Origin of the sequence: Bifidobacterium mongoliense DSM 21395 (assembly GCF_000741285.1) — a bacterium.
Taxonomy (GTDB): domain Bacteria; phylum Actinomycetota; class Actinomycetes; order Actinomycetales; family Bifidobacteriaceae; genus Bifidobacterium; species Bifidobacterium mongoliense.
The window spans coordinates 138,644-160,023 of sequence record NZ_JGZE01000004.1 but is presented as its reverse complement, the minus strand read 5'-3'; the positions used below and the strand labels follow the sequence as shown (position 1 = coordinate 160,023).

Genomic DNA, 21,380 nt, shown 5'->3' with positions numbered 1-21,380 from the left:
CACATATCACGCACGAGGAGGATGCCGATGATCTGGTTCATCGTCGTCCTCCTCGTCGTTGTCGCCGCATGGATGGCCCTGCGCCTGTTGCCCGCGGGTGCGGATGGCCATATGCCGTTGCCGTACCTGATCGCCTTCACCCGGTACCTGTGGATTCCGGGGTTCGTCGCGGCCCTGCTGGCTGCTTGGTCGGGCCTGTGGTGGCTCACGCTCATTGCGGCGGCGCTGGCGCTGGCCGCACCCGCCTTCGACCTGCCGTATCTGCGCCACTTATGGAGCCCACAAGATTGGTCCGGAACGCAACCCAGCTCCCCCGCCGCGGCCCGTGGTCGCGATATGGTACCGGGCCGGCCAACGTACCGGGTCATGACGCTCAACTGCCGGTACGGTCACGCCGACGCCAGGGCCATCGTCGATGCCGTGCGCGAACGGGACATCGCGGTGCTGGCGTTGCAGGAGATGGACGCCGGTCTAATCGAGCGGCTTGACGACGCAGGATTGGGCGCCATGCTGCCGCGCCACCAACTCGGCAACATGCACATCACCGACAACGGCGGATATAACGGCATCTGGACCGCGCTGCCCGTCAACGCCAGCACGCCGATGACCGTCGACATCCCTGCGGCGGAGTCACCCGGCATCGTGGTCCCCCTCGCGAGCGGAGCCAGCGCGGGCACCGGCGGGCCCTGTGCCGGCACCGATGGGCCCATGGCGGTCGGCGCTTCGCTCGACACATCCGCCGCCACCACCGCCACGACCATGTCCGGCGACGCGGTCCCCGAGGCGAGCGGCCCCACCGCCGCGTCGCCGGAACGCACCATCCTGTTCGTCTCGGCCCATCCCAAGTCGCCGATGCGGGGATGCGCCGACTGGTCTCGGGGCATCATCGGGCTGGGTGCGGTGCATGAGACCCTGCGCGCCGGCGATATCGCGGTGGTCATGGGCGATCTCAACTCCACCAACCACCACCCCAGCTTCCGCCGGCTGCTGCGCTCCGGTTTCCGTGACGCGGCCATGGCCCGCGGACGGGGCCGGGTCCTCACCTTCCCCTCCTGGCTCGCATGGCCACGGTTGGAGCTCGACCACGTCCTGTTCACGGACGGGCATGGTGTGGTGGTCGACGAGATCTCATCGTTCCCCGTCCCCGGCTCCGACCACCTGGCGCTGACCGCGACGCTGCACATGTCGTGACGTTGAGACTGCGGCGACGGACAGACCTGTCGTGAAGGTCAGGCCTATCCGTGATGCCGAGCCCATGATGACGCACACGCGGACCGCCGTGACGCACATCCATACCTACGAGTTATAATGACCCAGTTATTCACGGGTGCGGGACCCTCTCAACCCGCATGCCGCGAGGAACACGTGGTTCGAGGAGACCGTGCCCCACACGGCGACCTACGATCCACACCCCGTAATACCAAGGAGAGCCATTGTGGCAACCAAGATTCGTCTGACGCGACTGGGCAAGAAGTTCTATGCCTTCTACCGTGTGGTCATCACCGATTCGCGCAACAAGCGCGACGGTCAGTCCATCGAGGAGATCGGCATCTACGACCCGAACAAGCAGCCGTCGCTGATCCAGATCGATTCCGAGCGCGCACAGTACTGGCTGGGAGTTGGCGCCCAGCCTTCCGCAGCAGTGTTCAAGCTGCTGAAGATCACCGGTGACTGGCAGAAGTTCAAGGGTATCGAGGGTGCCGAAGGCACGCTCAAGACCCCGGAGGCCGGCCCCGACGCCGAAGCCCGTGTCGAAGCCGTTGAGGCCGAAGCGCAGAAGATCAAGGCCGCGAAGTCCGCCGCCGAAGCCAAGGCCGCCAAGGCCGAAGCGCCCGAGCAGGCTCCCGCCGAGGACAAGGCTGAGTAACATGCTCGCGCAAGCCGTACAACATCTGATCGGCAACATCGTTGATTTCCCCGACGACGTCTCCGTGAAATCGCACGAGAACCCACGGGGCGAACTGCTCCGTGTGCGTGTCAACCCCGAGGACGTCGGCCGGGTCATCGGCCGTGGCGGCCGGACCGCGAATGCGATCCGCACCGTGGTCCAGGCGTTGTCCGACCATAAGGTACGCGTCGACATCATGGATGTCCGCCGGTAGTATGGCGGGCACTCATGATGGGGACCCTCAGCAGCCCGGGCTGCTGAGGGTCTGTCGTATCGGACGGGCCCAGGGACTCAAGGGTGAGGTCACCGTCCAATCCTTCACCGACGAACCCGACTACCGCTACGAAGCGGGTTCGCGGCTGTTCACCAGGGACGGGGCCACCGTCTATACGGTCGCGCGGTCACGCACATTCAAAGGTCGCTGGATCCTGCTGTTCGAAGGCGTGTCGAACCGGGAAGGGGCCGAGGCCCTGGCCGGCACGGAACTGTACGGGCAGGCCGACGACCCCGAGGCCATGGCCGAAGAGGGACTGTGGTATCCCAAGGACCTCATCCGCCTCGAGGCACGGCTCGCCAGCACCGCCACGCCCGGCCGACCCGACGGGGCGGTGCTGGGCACCGTCGTCGACGTCGATGCCGCACCGGCACAGGCGCTCCTCAAGATCCGTCTGTCCGACGCCTTCGCCACGCCGGAGTCGCGGACGGCGCTGGTGCCGTTCGTCGAACGTATCGTCCCCACGGTCAACCTCGCCGAACGGTATCTGACCATCGACCCGCCCGGCGGGCTGATTCCCGGACTCGAGCCCGCAGACCGCTGACGCCCGGCGTCCCTCCTTGGCCGTCGCGCCCGTTGGGACCGTTGGGACCGGCCGGCGTGGCAGCGGACACGAGCCGACCCGATGCGCAGCGGGACAGGCAGTGACACGTACGGCAGGGCTGACCTGACGCTGCCGTAGGGTGGTGCCTTATGGATATCGATATCGTCAGCGTATTCCCCGAGTATTTCGACGTGCTGGGCCTCTCCCTGCTGGGCAAAGCGCAGGAGCACGGCCTGGTGCGCATCGCCGCGCACAACCTGCGCGACTGGACCCACGACGTCCATCACTCCGTGGATGACACTCCGGTGGGCGGAGGAGCCGGCATGGTGATGAAGCCCGAGGTGTGGGGCGCATGCCTCGATGAGCTGCTGGGGTCTGGCACATCAGGCAATATCACCGGCGACGACTGCGCCGACCATGCCAACACGACGCATGTGGGCACCGCCACCCAATCGGCGAGCACCCAATCCGCCACCACTGAATCCGCGCTCACACAACCCAGCACCACCAGCCTCACGCGGCACTCCACGCTGATCTTCCCCAATCCTTCGGCGCCCTTGTTCACCCAACGGGACGCCACCGAGCTTTCGCACGCCGAGCATCTGGTCTTCGCCTGCGGACGGTACGAGGGCTACGATGCCCGCATCCCCGAGTACTACCGCGCACAGGGGGTCGACGTGCGTGAATACTCCATCGGCGACTACGTGCTCAACGGCGGCGAAGTCGCCGTATCCGTCATGCTCGAGGCGATCACACGGCTGCTGCCCGGATTCATGGGCAATCCGGAATCCATCGTGGAGGAATCCTACACCGGGGGTGATGCCCTGCTGGAACACCGGCAGTACACGAAGCCGGCCGTATGGCGTTCCTTGGCCGTACCCGATGTGCTGCTGAGCGGAGACCACGCCAAGGTGGACCGCTTCCGGCGCGACGAGGCGCTGGAACGCACGGCCCGCATACGCCCCGATCTCATCTCGGCGCTCGACTGCGGCCGACTGGACAAGGCCGACCGCAAGACGCTCATGACCTTGGGGTGGGAGGTGTCGGGCTCGCACCCCCGGCGCTTGGACCGGTAACGCGCAACCCCATCGGCCGATGCGTCTTTAGAGCCCCAGAACCCTGACCCGCTCGTCGGCATCGATGCGCTCCGAGGACTCAGCCGGTCGCACGACATCGCCGAATGGCATCTGTGCCATGAGACTCCAGGTTGCGGGCAGGGCGAAGTCCCGGCGTACCGCCGCGTCGATCAACGGATGGTAATGTTGCAGCGAGGCGCCCAGCCCGCGCTCTGACAACGCAGTCCAGACCGCCAGTTGCAGCATACCGTTGGACTGCTCGGCATACGAGGGGAAATGCTCGGCGTACAGTGGGAAGCGCACCCCCAGGTCCGTGGTCACGGCTGTGTCGTCGAAGAACAGGACGGTGCCATGGCCGGCGGCGAACGCATCGATCTTGGCCTGGGTCTTGGCAAACGCCTCCTCATCGGCGGCCACGTCGCGCAAGGCGTCCTTGACGATATTCCATAGCCTGGCATGATCGGCGCCGAACAGCACCACCACACGTTGCGATTGCGAGTTGAAGGCGCTGGGCACGCTGAGCGTGATGCGTTTGATCGTCTCGACGAGCTCGGCATCGGGCACCTTCGACGTCCCGGTGATGGCATACTGCGAATGGCGGCGCTCCAATGCGGAGACGAAATCGGACATGGTTCCTCCTTGGATTCACTGGGTTATCCGGTTCTGCACCCGATCCGCGTCACCCGAGGAATGCGGTCTGCAATGATCATCAGCATACGGTATGAGCCGAAGCGCGTGGCCATGAATTCGCTTGCGGAGGAGCCTCGTCATGACGCTACACCGACGACCGCCGTGCCGCTTCCCCGCCATTCGTCGGCATCTCCTCAGACGGTGGACTGCCCGGCATCGGCGATCATCACGCCTCGAGGAACCACACGGCCGTCTCGCCGTAATGACGTTGGTCGACGACCTGCCAACCCTCCGGGATACGCACGTCACGGGAACGGGTCGAACGCTCCAGGACGACGACGCTGCCCTCCCGGGTCGCATCGCCCGCAGCGAGCACCCGCAGCAGGGCCTCGCAATCCTCGCTGGACAACGCATAGGGAGGATCGATGAAGATCACATCGAACGGGTCGCCACGATACCGTTGTGCATAGGCCTCCGCCCGCGTGCGCAGAGCCCGGGCCGCCATACCCGGCGCCCACCCACGCTGACCCCGCAACGCCGAGAGCGTCGCGTTCAACCCCGCCACGGCCCGGCTGGAGGCTTCGACCGCAATCAGCTCGCGAGCGCCACGAGACAAGGCCTCGATACCCAACGCTCCGGTGCCCGCGTACAGGTCGAGCACACGGGCAGCATCGAGCAGCCCCTTGGCATCAAGGTGCGAGAACAACGCCTCCTTGGTGCGATCGGTGGTGGGTCTGGTCCCGGAACCCACCGAGGGCAGGGACAGACCTTTGAATCGACCGGAGATAACGCGCATGACACCCACTGTAGCGCCAATCGGATTGCACGCTCCGACCTCAGTAGCGATACGAGGGCAAATCCATCTCACTTGTTCTTAGCATTACCGAACCAACCAGGCGACCATTGCCATAGCCGCCATAGCCGCCATAGCCGCCGAGTTCAGATGATGAGCCCTGCGAGCAGATTGATGGTCGCACTGAGCAGCAGCGTGCTGAACAGGAAGGCGAGCAACGTGTGGCCCAGTGCGGTCCGACGCATTGCGCTTGTTGTCAGACTGGTGTCGGCGACTTGGTAGGTCATGCCCATGGTGAAGGCCACATAGGCGAAATCGGCGTATCGAGGTGGCTCGGAACCGTTGAAATCGATACCCCCGACCGGCTCGGTGTAGTACATGCTGGTGTAGCGCAGCGTGTAGAGCGTATGAATCAGGGCCCACGTGAGCAGCAGGCTCAGCAATGTCAGTGTGCCCGCGAACGTGACGGAATCACTGCGGGCTCTCACTCTCAACAGCACCAGCACGACGGCGCCGACCGAAGCGAGACTCGATAGGATCATCAGCAGATCGGCGGTGGTGCGGCTGGGCTCCTCATCCTGCGCATCGTCACGCGTTTCCGCGGCGTTCATACGACCTATGCGCAGCCAGACCCACGAGAGATAGGCCATACACGCCACGATCCAAGCAATCACCAGGGACGCGGGGACGTCGATGCCGAGGGACAGAGCCACGACGCCGCCCACACCTCCCGCAGCGAGCATCACCAGGAAGCGGCGAGTAGAACGCCGACGCACACCCGAAAAAGCCATCATGCGCGCGATGCTACCACGGTCCGCTCCTGTCCGCGTTTCCCCGCCCGCACGCCTCAGCTGCTGGCTATCTGGGCCTCGCCGCAGCGCGTGAAGTCGAGCACGGCACCGGCCAGCTGCACATGTCGGGACAGATCCGGATCCGCCTCCAAGACCGCCGAAGCATGGTCACGGGCTTCGGCGATGATCTTCGCATCCTTGACCACCCGCAGCAGTTTGAGCCCGGAATGCCCGCCGGATTGCGCATCGCCGAGCACATCGCCGGCGCCGCGCAACTCCAGATCGGCCTGGGCTATGACCGCGCCATCCGACGAGGTGCGAATCACCTCAAGCCGCTGTGCGGCCAGATCGTTCTCCTGTGCGCGCGAGACCAGGAACGCCCACGCGTCACCGCCACCGCGGCCCACGCGACCACGGAGCTGATGCAACTGCGACAACCCGTAACGGTCCGCGTCGAAGATCACGATGCAGCTGGCCTGCGGCACATCCACGCCGACCTCGATTACCGTGGTGGCCACCAGCACCGGGGTCGTGCCATCGGTGAACTCGCGCATCACCCGCGTTTTCGTCGCATCATCATCGCGCCCCGTCAGCGTGGCGAAGCCGACGCCTGCAAACTGGGGCAGGGACCCCAGGCGCTGTGCGATCTCCGAGACGGCATGCAGGGGCTCGCGTGGTCGCTCATCGCCGCTCCCATCGACGTCCCGGTCATCACGGCCGCCCTGCGCCTCGCTGTCATCAAAGGCCACGAAACCATCGTCCGCGTCGCCATCAGACCCCTCCTCATCGTCCGCGTCGATGCGCGGGCAGACGACGTAGGCCCGCTCCCCGGCGTCGATGCGACGGCGCAGATGCGTGAACATGCGCGCCATGAGCGAGGCGTCGGCCTCAGGGATGACGAAGGTGGACACCGGTTTGCGGCCTCCGGGCAGTTCGGTGAGCCAGGAGATGTCGAGATCCCCGAACCATGTCATGGCCGCCGTGCGCGGGATCGGCGTGGCCGTCATGACCAACAGATGCGGTATGCGCTCGCCCCGGTCCAGCAGCGTCTCTCGCTGCTCGACGCCGAACCGGTGCTGTTCGTCGATGACCACGAGGGCGAGCTCGGGCGCCTGGAAGCTTGCGGAGAACGCCGCGTGGGTGGCGATGACGATGCCGGGCTCGCCGCTGGCGACCTGGGCCAACGCCGCACGCCTGGCCGCCAAGCGCATGCCCCCGGTGATCGTGGTGACCGGAATCGATACGTCCGCCTGCTCCTGCAGCGCCTCGACCATCGCGCCGATGGTATGCCGGTGCTGTTCGGCCAACACCTGGGTGGGAGCCACGAGCACAGCCTGATGCCCCGCTCCGACGGCCAGCATCATGGCCGCGAGCGCGACCACGGTCTTGCCCGAACCGACCTCACCCTGCAACAGCCGGCGCATCGGATGACCCTGCCGCATATCCGCGGCAATGGCGTCGATCACCTCACGCTGGCCCGCCGTCAGGGCGAACGGCAGCGATGCGATGAATCGGTCGCGCAGGTCCTGTTCCTCGCACTGGTACGCGAGCAACCGCCGTGATGCGGTGCGCTCCTGCAGCACCACGGTCTGCGAGACGAAGGCCTCCTCGAACCTCAGCGCCGCGATGCCCCGATGAAATTCCTCCGGGGACTGCGGGTCATGGACCGCGACGAAGGCCTGCGAACGGTGCATCAGCCCTTGGGCGTCGCGTACGGATTCGGGCAGGATGTCGGGGATGACCGCCGTCAACGCCTCGCCCAGCCGCTCGGCCAGGGGCTTGGATTGAGCCTCCCCGCTCCCCGAATCCACCGAATCCTCTGGAGTCTGCCCGCCCAACAACCCCAGGAACCCCAGGATGGATTCGTGGATATGCTCGCTCGAGATGCGTGCGTTCGCATGATAGACGGGGCGCGGCCGACAAACACGACGCAGGGCCTGTTCCTCGTCACCGGCGTCGTACGTCTTTGGGGCCGCCTCGGCACCCCCCTCGCCCGACGTCGTCGCGCCGTCGGCCGGCGGGATGGTGAGCAGATCGGGATGCGTGAACTGCAACCGGCCGTTGAACTCGGTGGGCGTGGAGGCGATCACGACCCGGGCGCCCACATGAAGGCGCCCTCCCAACCAGTGCATGTACTGACGTTTCGAGGAGAAGAAGACCAGCTGCGCCGTGGAGCCGGGCAGCCCTCGCGAGGCCGCGAAGGCCTCGTCGTCGACCGTGGCCTCAAGCCGGAAACCCCGTCGGGCGTTCATGGGCACGATCCGCATCTGCCGCACCTGCGCGGCGAAGGCCATGGGCCGGCCGACCGTCGCCTCTCGCAGCCCCGCCAACGGCACCGGATCGGTCACCCGGAACGGATAGTAGGTCAGCGCGTCGCCTAGGGTGATGACGCCAAGCGCCTTCAACGCGCCGACACGACGCCGGTTCGTCATCACCGAGGAGATCGGGGTATCCCATGCAACGCTCATGGTGCTCATTGTCGCCAGCGAGGCCGACAGCCGGATACGGGTCTGGATCGGTATCTGCATGGCATCGGTATTGCTCTTGGGTTTTATGGCAGGCGCCGGCGGTCATCGACGCGTTCACCCGTTGCCGAATGAACGCGTCACCCACCCGCTCCCATCCGACGACCTGTCGGGAGCATGCTCGAGCACGTATACGTAGGAGCCTCTGGGCGACATGGACATCGTCCAGGCATTGAACGTGTCGCACGCATACGACATGAGGAAAGTGGCCAGGTTCGAGTCGTTGGCCCCTTCCCCGTCCGGCGACCCGGGCCCCACGTACGATATCGCCTTGATGGAGCAGCCCCGCATGAAGGACACGTCATGCTCGATATGCCTCACGCCCCCGTGCAGCGCACCCGCCGTGAACGGACCGGACGCGGGCACCTCGCGACAGGTCCACCGGCGCCACGCGAGGAACGCGACGACGGCGATGACCGCCAACGCCCCGACCACCCAGCAGATCCCCATCTTCACACCACGACGCATGCCCATACCACTATGATAATGAACACCACCATATGGCGGAGAACACGTCGAAGACCAGCACGCCTCCGAACGTGGGGCATCCATGTTCTCGGTCAGGCTTGTAAACCCGACTGTCGTGCACTGCAGGAGGCTCATGAGATCAGCAGATCCACGAGGTTCGGTACGCTCCCGCCCAGCCGGTCGAGATTCCACACGTCTCCGTCGCGGATCATATCCAGCGGACGATCCGATTCGTGACGGTGCGCCTTCACGCTCAACACACGGTCGTTGAACAGCCGTTCGCATCTGGCGTTCATGTCCGCTGGGCACCCCATGGAGTGTGTTCGATGACGATTACCCCGAAGTCATCGTCGCCATGTGTCATGTTCATAGCTTGCGCTCTTATGCCATTGGACAGAGTGATGTTCCGGCTTCTGCTTCTTCCCGTGCATCAGCAGATCCATCAGCCCAGCAGACCACCCCCGTAAGGGTGCATCATTGTCGAAGAATCCGGATTCCGTGTATCTCGTCAACCTCCATCCACCAGGCTGGAAGGTGGGGAAACGGATGGCACCTTGGTTCAGCGACTTCGACATGTCAAGCAGTGATTCGGGAACTATGGTCCTGACTACACCCCAACCCTTGGCATCTCGGGCACATGCCCGATGGCGTGTTGAAGGAGTATGCCATCGAGTACCCGATGAAAGGCTTGGCGATTCTGGAGAACAGAAGCCGCAGAGGGGTATAGAGATCGCTGTACGTTCCGACCGTGGAACGCGCATTGCCGCCTATGGGTTTTTGCCCGACCACTAACGAGAAGGGCACATTTTCCATGCGCTCGACTGAGGGAAGCGGATATTTGGGCAACAACTGCTGAACGTAGGCACTGTATGATTTGTTCACGCTTCTCTGGGACTGGGCAGCTAGTGTCGAAAACACGAGCGATGACTTTCCAGAACCGGATACGCCAGTGACCGCCGTGATTTCATGCTTGGGAATGCGTACCGACACGTTCTTGAGATTATTGGTGGCCGCGTGCTCGATGATGATCTCGTGATTGCTCATTGGGCGATCCTGTTCCTGCGAAGCGCATCGATCAGTCTTTGCGACAGTTCTTCGAACTGGGTCTGCTCGCCGTCGGACCAGACGGACCGTGCAACATCCGCAAGCTCCTGATGCTGCCGATCAACATCGCGCATACATGTCATTCCAGCATCAGACAGGGTCGTCCGCAACTCCCGTCGATCACCAACACCCGGAACCTGCTCAACGTAGCCCAGTGTTTTCAGGGCGCCAAGATTCTTCGATAGTTTCGAGCGCGCAATCCCCAAACGCTCGCTCAACATGGAGGGCAGGCACGCCCCATCACGCAACGCGAACATGATATCGTATTGCAGCCAGTTGATGTTCTGCGGATTCACGCGGTTCCGCTCGGCGACGAACTCGCACTGCAACAGCATAAGAGACTCACCGAACGATGACGAAGTTGTATCACTTAGTTTCATAATAGAAACTATATCATAAATAGAATCAATTTATCGTTCCGCAGCACGCCAACGACGCAGCTCATGGGCACGCAACGCCTTCCCGCCAACACACGACAGAACACCACATACAACGAACCCCGGCAACCTTACGATTGTCGGGGTTCGCATCTTCACGATTACCTAACGGTAGTATATCTCGCGATTCACGCGGCCACGCGCTGAACCTTGCCAGCCTTGATGCACTTGACGCATACGCGAACGCGAACGTTCTCGCCGTCAACAGTGGTACGCACCGGCTGCAGGTTCGGACGGAAGGTGCGCTTATTGCGGATATGTGAGTGCGAGACGGTGAAACCGGTCTGCGGTCCCTTGCCGCACACTGCGCAACGAGCTGCCATAATGAACTCCCTATTCTTTGACTTGCAAGTCTTGGTGATTACGCACATGCGGGCATGCACGCGAACACACAACTACACAAGTGTACAACCGGGCCCGACATCGCGCAACCGCGGTCGGCCGACGGCGCTCCACGCGTGAAGGAACCGCGAGGCTCCACCGATATTCAGGAGACACCCATGCGCGTGCGCTATACCTGAATGACCGGTGCAATCCCGGGCATCCATGTCATCGCACAGGAATGTCACAAGGAGGTCGCAATGTCGCAGATCACACCAACCTCGGGCGGTCACGGCCGCGCCGAGCACACCCCCGTCGTGATGTCGCTCGGACAGATCTGGGTCGACATCATGATGAACGTCGACGCGTTGCCCCGTCTGGGCGACTTTATCGTCCCCCGCAGCGTCAGCCAATCCATCGGCGGCAGCTACCGGGTGCTGATCGCCGCGAAACGCATGGGCTCACCGTCCGAGCACGCCGGCATCATCGGACAGGGCATGATGGCCGCCACAGTGCGCGCCGCCCTGTCCCGGCACGGCATCGGCCATATCGGCCAGGACCGGATCGACACCGACACCGGCATGCGCCTGGTCCTCACCGACGGCGAACGCAAGACCTTCATCGCGCCGTACGGCGCGGAGGCACAGGGAGGAGCCGACACGTTCGACGACATCCACCCCGAAGCGGGCGACGTCGTGCACATCAGCGACAACACCCTGCTCGACCACCCCGCCGCGGGGGTCGAGGCCTTCTTCCGCCGCACGCTGCGCGATCCCAGACACCGCGCCTACACCATCGTGCTCAACCCGACCAACACCCTCGAGTTGGTGAACGACCACCTGCTCGAGGATATGATCCTCTCCCAACCGACCTGGTCGTGCAACCGCCAGGAGGCCACGACGCTCGCCGCACGCCTCGGGGTCACCGTGGACGAAAAGCCACAGCTGACCGTGGGCGGCGGCTTCGACCAGTCGATGCTCGCGCTGTGCACGGCGCTCGGCGCGGTGCTGCGCGCCCCGCTGGTCTTGCGGGCCGGGGCACGAGGCGCATGGGTGCGCGAGCCGGGCGGTCTGGTCACCCACATCATGGGATTCCCCGTCAAACCCGTGCATATCAGATCCGCCGGCGCCAGCCACACCGGAGTGCTCTGCGCCATGCTGGCGCAGGGATGGTCGTTGCTCGACGCGGTCACCATCGCCAACGCCGCGGCGGCGCTCGCCATCGAACATCACGTCGACGGCATACCGCACTGCCCCGAACGCGAGCCGGTCATGGCGCTCCTGCGTGATCACCGGTGGTCGGGCGACGGCACGGATCACGACTGACCGGCGCCCCGATCGCAGCGTCCAGGGCGTCAGCCTCAAAGTGGTGGCCTCAGAGCGGCAGCACCACGGTGGGCGACGGGGCGTCGACGGAGGCGACCTGCCTCGGCTCCCCGTCGGCGCCCACGGTCATGACCGCCAGGCTGTCCGAGGTCTCGTTCGATACCACCAGAAGACCTCCCACGGCACATATCTGCCGCGGCCGGCCACCGCCGCAGGAGACGCCGCGACCCCGCCAGCCCGCTATCCAGGGATGGTCGAGACGGGCGAGGGACTCGCCGTCCCAGGACAGCGTCACGATGCGGTCGGAACCGCGCAGGCCGACATAGGCGAATCCCTCAATGGCTGCATCGACGGCTGCATCGGCACCGGACGCTGCGCCTCCATCGACCTTGCCACCGCCGGCCGTACCGCCGGTCCCGTCACCGGCAGTGTCACCGACCTTGCCTCCGCGACTGATGGGCACGTAAGCCAACGAGGCCGCCTGATCGATGTCGTCGCCACCCAGATCGACGGTGCCGACGACGCGAATATCATCATCGTCGGCCGCTCCCCCACGCAACACCGTGACGCCGCATCCCCATTCATCGACGACGGCGACACGCCAGCCATCACTCCGGGTGGGCAGCAGATGCATGTCACGGGGACCGGTGCCGGGCTTGAGCCGCACCGCCCCGGTCCGCACCAACCGGCCGTCGCTCCAGCGATGCACGCGAATGCGATCGGCTCCCAGATCGGTGCTGAGCACACGACCATCGGGCAACGGCAGGACCCAATGGGCGTGCGGCCCCTGCTGCGCCGGCAGCGGTCCACCGCCCTCACCCTCGAGCCATTGCTCGGCCGCACCGACCACCCCATCGGCACCCACGCCGTGCACGCTGAGCGAGCCGTCACCGTAATTCGCGGCGATGAGATGACGCACGCCACGGTCGTCGACCGCCACCGCCGCATGGGTCGGTCCTGATCCCCGCACCGGCACGGTGCCCTCGACGACCGCATGCCAGCCACCGGTCTCGCGCACGAGGCGCAGACTGGCTATCTCCCCGGTGTTCTCCAACACCGCGTAGACCATGTCGCCCTCGCGAGCCAGCCACGTGGGCGAAGCGAGCGGGACGAGCAGCCCGAGATGGTCGAGTGCCACGTCGTCGGCCTCCCCCACGCCCCGGACCAGGCGATACCGCTCCACACCACGACTGTTCTGGCCGTTGAGCGGGCCGAACCCGCCGACCAGCATATCGATGCCGTCCCTGCCTTGCGGCGTCGTATCCATTACCATGCGATGCTCCTCTCCGATGCAAGACATCCTACGCGACACGGAGGGCGAGTCCGACGGCGTCCGTGCGCATCCATCATCGTCTACCATCGGAGACAGCGGGCGCGGGCCCGGGCCAGGAGGGCGGCATGGGTACCATACTCGACTACGCCGAGCGGGAACGCCACGGATTCGACGAACGACCGTTCAACGCCGTCGACGCGCTGATCCTCTCCAGTCTCGCCTATCAGGACATGCCTGACACCGTCACCGACCTGGCCGGTGTGCAGCGCCGGTACGGCACGCTGCGCTCACGGCTCAAGCTCATCGACCCCATGCACCCCATCGCCGCGTGGCGGCCGCTGCGCCGTGCCCCCTTCCCCGGCACCCGGCTCGACGCGCTCACCGAGCGTCTGGAGCGCCACGAATTCATCGAGGGCCACGGCCCCAAGGGGTTGACCGACCCGCACCTGACCATGGCACTGTATGCCAAGGCGGGACGCAACCCACGCTTTTCGGGCATCGAGGTCGCGGCGTTCGACCGTCGTTTCAGCGCGGAGCACCAGACCCAGTTCGCGGCCGAAACCTTCCGTCTTCCCGACGGCACCCTGGCCATCGCCTTCCAAGGCACGGACGATTCCTTCGTCGGGTGGAAGGAGGACTTCAACATGGCGTTCCAGTACCCGGTTCCGGCACAGGAATCCGCCGCCGACTACCTCGCCTCGGTGGCCGCGCTCTGGCAGGGCCCCATCACGCTGATGGGACATTCCAAAGGCGGCAATCTGGCCGTCTACGCCGCATTGCATGCCTCCGGGGACCTCGATGCGCGCATCACGCGCGTCTACAGCCTGGACGGCCCCGGGTTTCCCGAAGAGGTCGTGTGCGGCGAGCGCTACCGATCGCTCATCTCGAGGATCGACAAGATCGTGCCCAGTTCCTCCATCGTCGGCATGATTCTGGAGACGCCCGAACCCAGTAGGGTCGTGCAATCGGATCAACGGGGGATCATGCAGCATCTGGCCTTCTCCTGGCAGGTGGAAGGCGACGGTTTCGTGGAACTTCCCGCGGTATCGCCCGGTTCGCGCTATTTCAATACCAGTCTCAACACCTGGCTGCGCGGGATGAGCACCGAACAGCGACACCGGACCGTCGACGCCCTCTTCTCCGTGCTCCATGCGACCGGCGCCGAGGGGTTCACGACGATGATGGCCTCCTTCCCCCGGGTGCTGCCCGAGATGATCGGCCGATTCGCGGGACTCTCCGACGAGGACCGGCGCAACATCCTGTTCGCGGCGAATCTGCTCATCAGGGCGCGATTCGACCACACCTTCCGTGGCACGCAACACATCTCGGGCGATGATGCGGCCGACTCCGTCACACCCTCGTCCGTCCCCGTGCATCCCACGGGCGGTGCACCCTCAGGGCCGGTCCCCACCGCATCCTGACCCGTCTCGGCCGAGGTCCGCCATGGCGCACGGCACGGCTGGACCTGGGCGCACTACACTGGGGCGCAGCACATATCCCGCACCGCACGGCCACTGCCGTGCCGTATGAAAGGTCGCCCGCCCATGGACGAAGCCCAGGCATATCGCGATACGATCCCCGCCGCCCCACACGCATCCTCGAATACACCCACGCACGACGCCTCCACGAACGCACCGGTCGATGGACCGATCTCTGCAGCGGCTTCGAAAGCGACCGTGGAGATGCTACGCCGCATGCCCAAAGCGGAACTGCATCTGCACATCGAAGGAACGCTCGAACCGGAACTGGCATTGCGACTGGCCCGCCGCAATGGCGTCACCCTGCCGTGGAAGGACCTGGGAACCCTGAGACAGCAGTACGAGTTCAGCAACCTGCAATCGTTCCTGGACCTGTACTACCAGCTGATGGGCGTGCTCAGGACCGCCGACGACTTCCGTGACCTCATGCTCGACTACCTCGATCGCGCTGCCGCGGACGGGGTGCGTCACGCCGAGATCTTCTTCGATCCCCAGGTGCATATGGCCAACGGCATCTCGCTTGACACCGTCATGGACGGCCTGATCGAAGGCCTACGTATCGGCGGGGAACGCCACGGCATCACCGGATCGCTCATCGTGTGCATCGTGCGTGACATGCCCGTGGACTCGGCGGAGGCATTGCTCGATCGCATCGCCCTGCGGGTCGGGGACCTCGTCGGCATCGGCCTGGACTCGGCGGAGGTGGGATACCCGCCCTCGTTGTTCACCAAAGTCTTCGCCCGTGCCCGACGCATGGGACTGCGCGTGGTGGCGCACGCCGGCGAGGAAGGGCCCGCGGACTACGTCGGCGAAGCGCTCGACCTGCTACGCGCCGAACGAATCGATCATGGGTGCCGGGCGATCGACGACGAGACGCTCGTCGGACGCCTCGTCAAGGCACGCGTGCCGCTGACGATGTGCCCGCTGTCGAACCTGCGGCTCAACGTGGTCGACGATCTGCGCGATCTGCCGATCCGCCGCTACCTGGACGCCGGCGTCGTCGTCACCGTCAACTCCGACGATCCCGCGTATTTCGGCGGGTACATCGGCGACAACTATCAGGCCCTGTACGACATCGGTTACACGCTCGAGGACCTGGCACGGTGCGCCCGCGCCTCCATCACCGGCTCCTTCGCCAGTGAGACACGACAGCGAGCATTGCTGGAGGAATTCGACGCCTGGCGCGCGACGGCGGCCATCGAAGGCACCGCACATCCCGACTCGACACTCGCCTAGCACCTCACCCGAGAAAGGGACCATCATGATGATCGTCTGGCAATGGGCGCAGTCGCATGCGGACCGCATCCTCCTGCTTGTGGCCGTCGTGGTCATCGCCGCCGTGCTCTCCAAGGTCGTGGGCCGTGTTCTGCGCCGCATCCTCGACCAATCGCAGATTCCGAGCGCCTCCATTTTCGTCAATCTCGCGCTCGCCACCATCTGGTTCTTTGCCGTCACCTTCCTGCTTCAACCGGTGTTCGGCATCAACCCCACCACCCTGATCACCGCACTCGGCGTCGGCGGCCTGGCGTTGTCGCTGGGGTTCAAGGACACCATCGCGAACATCGTGGGCGGATTCGGACTCATGATCGGCAAGGTGATCGTGCCGGGCGACACCATCACGATCTCCGGCGTGACGGGGACGGTCGTCGATATCACCTGGCGTCAGACGGTGGTGCACGAGCGGGGTGGCAACGAACTGGTGATCCCCAACTCGCTGCTCAACACCTCATCGCTGCAACGCATCACGCCGTTGAGCGAATCCTGCGTGCTGGTGCCGTTCACCGCGAAGGCGCAGAGCGATCCGGCCGACGTAAGCCGGCGCATCGCCGCCGCGGTGATCGCCGCCACGGGCGATCTGGCATTGCCCGCCCCGGTCCCCGCCGTCCGGTTCACCGGATTCTCGCCCTACGGGCTCGAGGGGAACGTGGTGTTGTTCGCCAAACCGGACATCGCACGGACCACGGTGAACGACGCCGTGGTCCGTGCGTTGGCACACGCCGACTTCATCGAGCAGCGCGCCGCCGTCGGGCAGTGACGGCCCATCGGCGCACCCCGATTATCCGCGAAGCCCGATCACACCCATGGTGACGGCCGTGACGGCCAGGCAGAGGACCACGTAACCGATGATGCCGGGATTGCCCAGCACGATGCGCAGCCGGGTCCCGCGCGGGAGTTCCTCGGGTGTGCGGTACCACACGATCCGGCGACGCATGGTGATGAGCAAGACGATGCCCACGATGATGAGCGCCAGGATGGCCAGGCCATACAGTCCCACGGCCAGCAGTCCGGGTGCGGCCTGCGCAAGCAGCCGTTCGCTCTCCTGCAGGGATCCGGATTCGAGCGCCTGCAACGTTTTCGCGTCCAACAGCGACAGAATCCGCGGAGCGAGGAAACCGCCGTTGAAGTTGATGATCATGTGCATGAGGATCGTGTAGCGCAGACGCGAGGTCCTCAGATAGACGTAGGCGAACACGAGACCCAAGCCGAAGGCGTAGAAGAACTGGAAAAGATTCAGGTGGAAGAGCCCGAAGGCGGCCGCCGACACGAGCATCGCCGGAACCTCGCCGTACCGGCGCAAGCGGTCGATGAGCTCCTTGCGGAACACCCACTCCTCGAACACCGGTGCCACCAGCACCATGAACACCAGCACGGTGAGCGGATCCGCATTGGTGGCCAGTTCCTGGATCGGATTGTCGGCCGTCCCGCCCGAAAGTGCCGCCGACAGCATGGAGCCGATGAGACTGCCAAGATACATGATCGGCATGCAGATGATGAGCAGGATGAAGAACCGGCCCACCCCCAAGGGGAACTTTCTCGTGGGAATCCTCGGTACCGCCCGCATGAGCAGCACGGCAATCGGCATGGCCAGCGCATACAGGGGGCCGTTGCCGGCGATGAGCTGCAGCCAGGTGGGCATGGCCCCGGTATTCACGCCTTGCATCCGCAGCAGCGCGGCGATGAGCACCTGCAGACCCAACCATACGAGCAGCAAGGCGCACAGGGCGAACCCGATGAGCGAGAAGCGACGTCGTGCGACCTGCCACCACGGGCGGGCGGCGCGACCCGCGCCAGAGTCATGCACTGATGGATCGGAATTCACAGGACCCCAATTCACAGGACCCCTTCGATGAGTTCGGTCAGCAGTTCGCCATAGGGCACGCCCATGGCCTCCCATGCCTTCGGGTACATCGATATCGGCGTGAAGCCGGGCATGGTGTTGATCTCGTTGACCATCACCTCACCCGCTGCGTTCACGAAGGTGTCCACGCGGCTCAGCCCCGCCCCGTCGACGGCCTTGAACGCGCGCACGGCGACGTCACGCACACGCTGCAGCGTCTCCTCGGGCAGGTGGGCCGGCACCTCGGCGTGCGAGGCATGCGCGTCGACGTACTTGCTGTCGAAATCATAGAACGCGTCCGTGTCGCCGTCGGCATGGTCGAGCACGATCTCACCGGGCAGGCTCGCCTTGGGCTCCTCGTCACCGGCCGCGGCCCGTGGGGCGAAGACGGCGCACTCGATCTCCCGCGCGTCGATGCCCTGCTCGACCAGAACCTTCCAGTCGTGATGCGAGGCCTCGAGGACGGCCGCGGCCAACGCCGAACCATCGCCCTCGGATTCCACCTTGTGCACGCCGAAACTCGAACCGCCGCGCGACGGCTTGACGAACACGGGATAGGGCAGGTGCGCCCTACGCACGCGATCCACCATCGCCGCGGCATCGGGCTTGAACGCATGGGCCGCATCAAAATCGCGGGTGTCGAACATGACACCGGGGGCGACGGGGATGCCGGCAGCCTGGAGCAGGACCTTGGTGAAATGCTTGTCCATGCACGCGGCCGAAGCGAAGACGCCACAGCCGACGTACGATACGCCCATCATCTCGAGCAGCCCCTGGACGGTGCCGTCCTCACCGAACGGACCGTGGAGCACGGGGAACACCGCGTCGATATGGCCCAGCGACACCAGGGAGCCATCGGGGTCACGGGCGAAGAACCCGTCGGATCCGGCGCCGATATCCAGCACCACCGGACGAGAGCCTTCCACGGCCCGCACAGTAGGCAGATTCCGGCCGTCCATGACGAATCCACGAGGATCCTCGCCGTCGGTGATCCACTGCCCCCGCTTGGTGATGCCGATGGGAATCGCCTCGAAGCGGTCCGCATCGAGCGCATTGAGCACCGCCGCCGTGGAGATGCAGGAGATCGAGTGCTCGTCCGCCTTGCCGCCGTACAGCACCGCGATTCGTTTCTTGGCCATATCCGTCCTTCGCTGATCGAAACCGTCGGCCTCGCCGACCTCACCTACGCTCGCCATCGGCGGGCGTCACATGCCTGACACCTTACTCTGCGGTGATCGCCTCGTCGAACAGCGAACCGAGCATCTGGCCGCACGTCAGCCCTTCCGCCAGCACCCGGCTCATCGCCGAGGCCAGGGGTGTCGGCACGCCGAGACGGGACCCCAACGAGACCACGGCATCGGTGGTCGGCACGCCTTCCGCGACGCCGTTGCTGGCCTTGATGGCCTGCTCCACGCTCATGCCCTTGCCCAGGTTCGCCCCGAACATATAGTTACGGCTCAACGGCGACCCGCAGGTGGCGACCAGGTCGCCGACACCGGCGAGTCCGCTGAAGGTGCACGCCTGCGCCCCCGCCGCGACCCCCAACGCCGTGAGCTCGGCGAGACCGCGCGACTCGATCATCGCGGCCGTGTTCTCGCCGTACCCCGCTCCGCGGGCCATGCCGACTGCGAGCGCGACGACGTTCTTGAGGGAGCCGCACATCTCCACACCGATGACGTCGGTGGATACAAATGGCTTGAAATACGGGGTGCCGCAGGCTTGCGCGACCATGCGGGCGCCGTCGATGTCCGCGCAGGCCACCACCGTGGCGGCGGGTTGGCGATCGGCGATCTCACGGCTGAGGTTCGGTCCGGATATGGCGGCGAACCGTGCGGCGGGCAGTCCGCCGAGGGCCTCGCGCACGACCTCGTCCATGCGCTTGCCGGTGGTGCGTTCGATCCCCTTCATGAGCGAGACCACCATGCAATCATCGGGCAGCAGCGGCGCGAAATCCTGCAACGCAACACGCGCGAACTGGGCCGCGATGGCGACGACGACGATACGCGCCCCCCGCACGGCCTCGGCCTTGTCCCCGGTGGCGGTCATGGTCTCGGGCAGGGTGGCCACACTGGGCAGACGCACCGCATTATGGCGGTGGTCGCGAATGCCCTCGACGATCTCGGGCTCCCTCGCCCACATCGTGACCTCATTGCCCGCGTCGGCCAGCACCTGCCCGAAAGCGGTGCCCCACGCACCGGCACCCAACACCGTGATCTTCATCGCCGCAACTCCTCGCGTTCGCTCTGTTTCACCATCCGCACCCGCGCCCTCAGACCGGTTGCGCACCATGGATACGCGCGCTTTGGCACGCACGTCATGCATGGCCATGCTACAGCGCACCTTGACCTTGACCGGGCGCCGCAACCCTTACTTTCCGGACACCCTGCTCATGGTGCGGTAGTCCCAATATCCCTCGGGAGGCCGTTCGTCGCGAATCTGCGCCATCACGGCCTGCATGCGCTCGCGGATGCGCCGGGCGAGCTCGTCGGCGGCGGCTCTGGGCGGTTCCGGGCCCCACGATTCCATATCCGCGAGCAGATCGGCGTAATCAAGCCGCTCGTCATAGCACATGACGACGTTTTTGCGCGGCCAGGGCCACCAATGGTTGATGCTGGCGGCCCCCCAGGTCACCGCGCAGAACAGCGGCACCTGATGCCCCAGCTTCCTGGAGGCCTGCAAGGCGATGATGCCGACGCCGTTCTTGAGGCTCATGGGCCACTTCTTCGGATCCCGCGTCACCGTGCCTTCGGGCCAGACGGTCAGCGGACGTCCGGAGGTGAGGATGCGGATGGATTCGTCCTCGATCGCCTTCGCCTGCCCGCTGCGACGCGGCACGGGCTGCATGCCCACAAGGCGGAACCATCGGCCGATGACGGGCCAGTGCCCCAGCTCGGCCTTGGCCATGTACCGCGGGCGACGGCCCATATGGAACAGGGCCATCATGGGGACGAACACGTCGAACATGGTCACATGGGTGGCCGCCGTGATGAACACGCCGCGCTCGGGAATGCGTTCGAGGCCCCATGCGCGCACCTTGCTGTGCAGGCGGACGACGAACGAGGCACCGGCGAGCAGCCATCGGGTCTGCCGCGGGTTCTGTTCCTCGATCTCGGCTTCGTTGTCCTCGCGGGGGCCGGTCGGCCGTTCCCGGGACGGGTCGACGAGGTGGTGACGGGCATCGAGGCGCGCGACCTGCTCATCGCTTAAGGGACGGACGGCCGAACGGGGCGAAGGTTTTCCTGGTGACGTCATGCTCCTATTCTCCCGCATGAAGCGACAACACGCAGCCGACCCTTCGACCACATGACCGCGACCCGCACCCGCCCGTGCACACG

Annotated in this window: 23 protein-coding genes; 9 read left to right on the top strand and 14 right to left on the bottom strand. The window is 65.3% G+C overall.

From position 1 onward, the window contains the following. Nucleotides 1-27: 27 nt before the first annotated feature. From BMON_RS03175 to trmD, 5 genes are all read left to right on the top strand, one after another. Nucleotides 28-1,191 (top strand): endonuclease/exonuclease/phosphatase family protein, encoded by a 1,164-nt coding sequence (locus BMON_RS03175; RefSeq protein ID WP_034881716.1) that lies wholly within the window; start codon nt 28-30, stop codon nt 1,189-1,191. 244 nt (nt 1,192-1,435) lie between these two features. Beyond that, on the top strand, nt 1,436-1,867 hold the full coding sequence (gene rpsP / locus BMON_RS03170; RefSeq protein ID WP_033512569.1) for a 30S ribosomal protein S16: 432 nt from the start codon (nt 1,436-1,438) through the stop codon (nt 1,865-1,867). Nucleotide 1,868: 1 nt separating this feature from the next. Then, entirely contained in the window at nt 1,869-2,102 is a 234-nt protein-coding gene (locus BMON_RS03165; protein ID WP_033512567.1) for an RNA-binding protein, read from the top strand. A 1-nt stretch (nt 2,103) separates the two neighbouring features. Next, nucleotides 2,104-2,706: a ribosome maturation factor RimM gene (gene rimM / locus BMON_RS03160; protein WP_033512565.1), complete on the top strand. Its 603-nt coding sequence runs from the start codon at nt 2,104-2,106 to the stop codon at nt 2,704-2,706. A 149-nt stretch (nt 2,707-2,855) separates the two neighbouring features. Next, a complete protein-coding gene (gene trmD / locus BMON_RS03155) occupies nt 2,856-3,782 on the top strand; it encodes a tRNA (guanosine(37)-N1)-methyltransferase TrmD (RefSeq protein WP_033512563.1) in 927 nt (308 codons plus the stop codon). Between the two features lie 27 nt (nt 3,783-3,809). On the opposite strand, the gene BMON_RS03150 is transcribed toward trmD, so the two are convergent. From BMON_RS03150 to rpmB, 9 genes are all read right to left on the bottom strand, one after another. After that, nucleotides 3,810-4,412 (bottom strand): nitroreductase family protein, encoded by a 603-nt coding sequence (locus BMON_RS03150; protein WP_033512562.1) that lies wholly within the window; start codon nt 4,410-4,412, stop codon nt 3,810-3,812. Nucleotides 4,413-4,638: 226 nt separating this feature from the next. Beyond that, nucleotides 4,639-5,217: a 16S rRNA (guanine(966)-N(2))-methyltransferase RsmD gene (rsmD, locus tag BMON_RS03145; protein WP_152595758.1), complete on the bottom strand. Its 579-nt coding sequence runs from the start codon at nt 5,215-5,217 to the stop codon at nt 4,639-4,641. 134 nt (nt 5,218-5,351) lie between these two features. Continuing rightward, the gene (locus BMON_RS03140) at nt 5,352-5,999 is read right to left on the bottom strand and encodes a DUF1345 domain-containing protein (RefSeq protein ID WP_081882823.1); all 648 of its coding nucleotides are present in this window, start codon (nt 5,997-5,999) and stop codon (nt 5,352-5,354) included. A 53-nt stretch (nt 6,000-6,052) separates the two neighbouring features. Then, complete coding sequence (locus BMON_RS03135) at nt 6,053-8,464, bottom strand: ATP-dependent DNA helicase RecG (RefSeq protein ID WP_033512667.1); 2,412 nt, start codon at nt 8,462-8,464, stop codon at nt 6,053-6,055. A gap of 114 nt (nt 8,465-8,578) precedes the next feature. Beyond that, complete coding sequence (locus BMON_RS03130; protein WP_152595757.1) at nt 8,579-8,989, bottom strand: hypothetical protein; 411 nt, start codon at nt 8,987-8,989, stop codon at nt 8,579-8,581. Nucleotides 8,990-9,120: 131 nt separating this feature from the next. Beyond that, nucleotides 9,121-9,285, bottom strand: coding sequence for a recombinase family protein (locus tag BMON_RS09845; RefSeq protein ID WP_156098613.1), 165 nt, complete (start codon nt 9,283-9,285; stop codon nt 9,121-9,123). Between the two features lie 280 nt (nt 9,286-9,565). Continuing rightward, nucleotides 9,566-10,033 (bottom strand): P-loop NTPase family protein, encoded by a 468-nt coding sequence (locus BMON_RS03120; protein ID WP_033512557.1) that lies wholly within the window; start codon nt 10,031-10,033, stop codon nt 9,566-9,568. Then, the gene (locus tag BMON_RS03115; RefSeq protein WP_051917825.1) at nt 10,030-10,473 is read right to left on the bottom strand and encodes a MarR family winged helix-turn-helix transcriptional regulator; all 444 of its coding nucleotides are present in this window, start codon (nt 10,471-10,473) and stop codon (nt 10,030-10,032) included. Before BMON_RS03115 ends, BMON_RS03120 begins: the two co-directional genes overlap by 4 nt. Before the next feature lie 185 nt (nt 10,474-10,658). Beyond that, entirely contained in the window at nt 10,659-10,853 is a 195-nt protein-coding gene (rpmB, locus tag BMON_RS03110; RefSeq protein ID WP_033512553.1) for a 50S ribosomal protein L28, read from the bottom strand. 258 nt (nt 10,854-11,111) lie between these two features. Here rpmB and BMON_RS03105 point away from each other — a divergent pair, with 258 nt between their 5' ends. Then, nucleotides 11,112-12,176 (top strand): PfkB family carbohydrate kinase, encoded by a 1,065-nt coding sequence (locus BMON_RS03105; protein ID WP_051917824.1) that lies wholly within the window; start codon nt 11,112-11,114, stop codon nt 12,174-12,176. Between the two features lie 49 nt (nt 12,177-12,225). Here the strand turns inward: BMON_RS03105 and BMON_RS03100 are convergent, their stop codons facing one another. Then, nucleotides 12,226-13,449, bottom strand: coding sequence for a lactonase family protein (locus BMON_RS03100; RefSeq protein WP_237745306.1), 1,224 nt, complete (start codon nt 13,447-13,449; stop codon nt 12,226-12,228). Nucleotides 13,450-13,574: 125 nt separating this feature from the next. On the opposite strand from BMON_RS03100, the gene BMON_RS03095 reads away from it, so the two are divergent. The 3 genes from BMON_RS03095 to BMON_RS03085 all read left to right on the top strand — a co-directional run bounded on the left by BMON_RS03095 (nt 13,575) and on the right by BMON_RS03085 (nt 16,962). Beyond that, on the top strand, nt 13,575-14,870 hold the full coding sequence (locus BMON_RS03095) for a DUF2974 domain-containing protein (protein ID WP_081882822.1): 1,296 nt from the start codon (nt 13,575-13,577) through the stop codon (nt 14,868-14,870). 123 nt (nt 14,871-14,993) lie between these two features. Further along, nucleotides 14,994-16,163: an adenosine deaminase gene (locus tag BMON_RS03090; RefSeq protein WP_237745305.1), complete on the top strand. Its 1,170-nt coding sequence runs from the start codon at nt 14,994-14,996 to the stop codon at nt 16,161-16,163. Nucleotides 16,164-16,188: 25 nt separating this feature from the next. Beyond that, nucleotides 16,189-16,962, top strand: a complete 774-nt coding sequence (locus BMON_RS03085; protein ID WP_033512551.1) for a mechanosensitive ion channel family protein — start codon at nt 16,189-16,191, stop codon at nt 16,960-16,962. Nucleotides 16,963-16,983: 21 nt separating this feature from the next. Here BMON_RS03085 and BMON_RS03080 read toward each other — a convergent pair whose 3' ends face one another. From BMON_RS03080 to BMON_RS03065, 4 genes are all read right to left on the bottom strand, one after another. Continuing rightward, nucleotides 16,984-18,042, bottom strand: coding sequence for a CPBP family intramembrane glutamic endopeptidase (locus BMON_RS03080; protein ID WP_161786322.1), 1,059 nt, complete (start codon nt 18,040-18,042; stop codon nt 16,984-16,986). Next, nucleotides 18,039-19,184, bottom strand: coding sequence for a D-alanine--D-alanine ligase family protein (locus BMON_RS03075; RefSeq protein WP_033512660.1), 1,146 nt, complete (start codon nt 19,182-19,184; stop codon nt 18,039-18,041). The genes BMON_RS03080 and BMON_RS03075 overlap by 4 nt, the downstream gene beginning before the upstream one ends. Nucleotides 19,185-19,266: 82 nt before the next feature. Beyond that, a complete protein-coding gene (locus BMON_RS03070; RefSeq protein ID WP_033512549.1) occupies nt 19,267-20,265 on the bottom strand; it encodes an NAD(P)H-dependent glycerol-3-phosphate dehydrogenase in 999 nt (332 codons plus the stop codon). A 147-nt stretch (nt 20,266-20,412) separates the two neighbouring features. Continuing rightward, nucleotides 20,413-21,297: a lysophospholipid acyltransferase family protein gene (locus BMON_RS03065; RefSeq protein ID WP_033512547.1), complete on the bottom strand. Its 885-nt coding sequence runs from the start codon at nt 21,295-21,297 to the stop codon at nt 20,413-20,415. Between the last annotated feature and the right edge of the window lie 83 nt (nt 21,298-21,380).

Coding starts and splice junctions, on each gene's coding strand:
- BMON_RS03175 (WP_034881716.1), top strand. CDS start 28: ATGATCTGGTTCATCGTCGTCCTCCTCGTCGTTGTCGCCGCATGGATG.
- BMON_RS03165 (WP_033512567.1), top strand. CDS start 1,869: ATGCTCGCGCAAGCCGTACAACATCTGATCGGCAACATCGTTGATTTC.
- rimM (WP_033512565.1), top strand. CDS start 2,104: ATGGCGGGCACTCATGATGGGGACCCTCAGCAGCCCGGGCTGCTGAGG.
- trmD (WP_033512563.1), top strand. CDS start 2,856: ATGGATATCGATATCGTCAGCGTATTCCCCGAGTATTTCGACGTGCTG.
- BMON_RS03150 (WP_033512562.1), bottom strand. CDS start 4,412: ATGTCCGATTTCGTCTCCGCATTGGAGCGCCGCCATTCGCAGTATGCC.
- BMON_RS03140 (WP_081882823.1), bottom strand. CDS start 5,999: ATGATGGCTTTTTCGGGTGTGCGTCGGCGTTCTACTCGCCGCTTCCTG.
- BMON_RS03135 (WP_033512667.1), bottom strand. CDS start 8,464: ATGAGCGTTGCATGGGATACCCCGATCTCCTCGGTGATGACGAACCGG.
- BMON_RS03130 (WP_152595757.1), bottom strand. CDS start 8,989: ATGCGTCGTGGTGTGAAGATGGGGATCTGCTGGGTGGTCGGGGCGTTG.
- BMON_RS09845 (WP_156098613.1), bottom strand. CDS start 9,285: ATGAACGCCAGATGCGAACGGCTGTTCAACGACCGTGTGTTGAGCGTG.
- BMON_RS03120 (WP_033512557.1), bottom strand. CDS start 10,033: ATGAGCAATCACGAGATCATCATCGAGCACGCGGCCACCAATAATCTC.
- BMON_RS03115 (WP_051917825.1), bottom strand. CDS start 10,473: ATGAAACTAAGTGATACAACTTCGTCATCGTTCGGTGAGTCTCTTATG.
- rpmB (WP_033512553.1), bottom strand. CDS start 10,853: ATGGCAGCTCGTTGCGCAGTGTGCGGCAAGGGACCGCAGACCGGTTTC.
- BMON_RS03105 (WP_051917824.1), top strand. CDS start 11,112: ATGTCGCAGATCACACCAACCTCGGGCGGTCACGGCCGCGCCGAGCAC.
- BMON_RS03100 (WP_237745306.1), bottom strand. CDS start 13,449: ATGGTAATGGATACGACGCCGCAAGGCAGGGACGGCATCGATATGCTG.
- BMON_RS03095 (WP_081882822.1), top strand. CDS start 13,575: ATGGGTACCATACTCGACTACGCCGAGCGGGAACGCCACGGATTCGAC.
- BMON_RS03090 (WP_237745305.1), top strand. CDS start 14,994: ATGGACGAAGCCCAGGCATATCGCGATACGATCCCCGCCGCCCCACAC.
- BMON_RS03085 (WP_033512551.1), top strand. CDS start 16,189: ATGATGATCGTCTGGCAATGGGCGCAGTCGCATGCGGACCGCATCCTC.
- BMON_RS03075 (WP_033512660.1), bottom strand. CDS start 19,184: ATGGCCAAGAAACGAATCGCGGTGCTGTACGGCGGCAAGGCGGACGAG.
- BMON_RS03070 (WP_033512549.1), bottom strand. CDS start 20,265: ATGAAGATCACGGTGTTGGGTGCCGGTGCGTGGGGCACCGCTTTCGGG.
- BMON_RS03065 (WP_033512547.1), bottom strand. CDS start 21,297: ATGACGTCACCAGGAAAACCTTCGCCCCGTTCGGCCGTCCGTCCCTTA.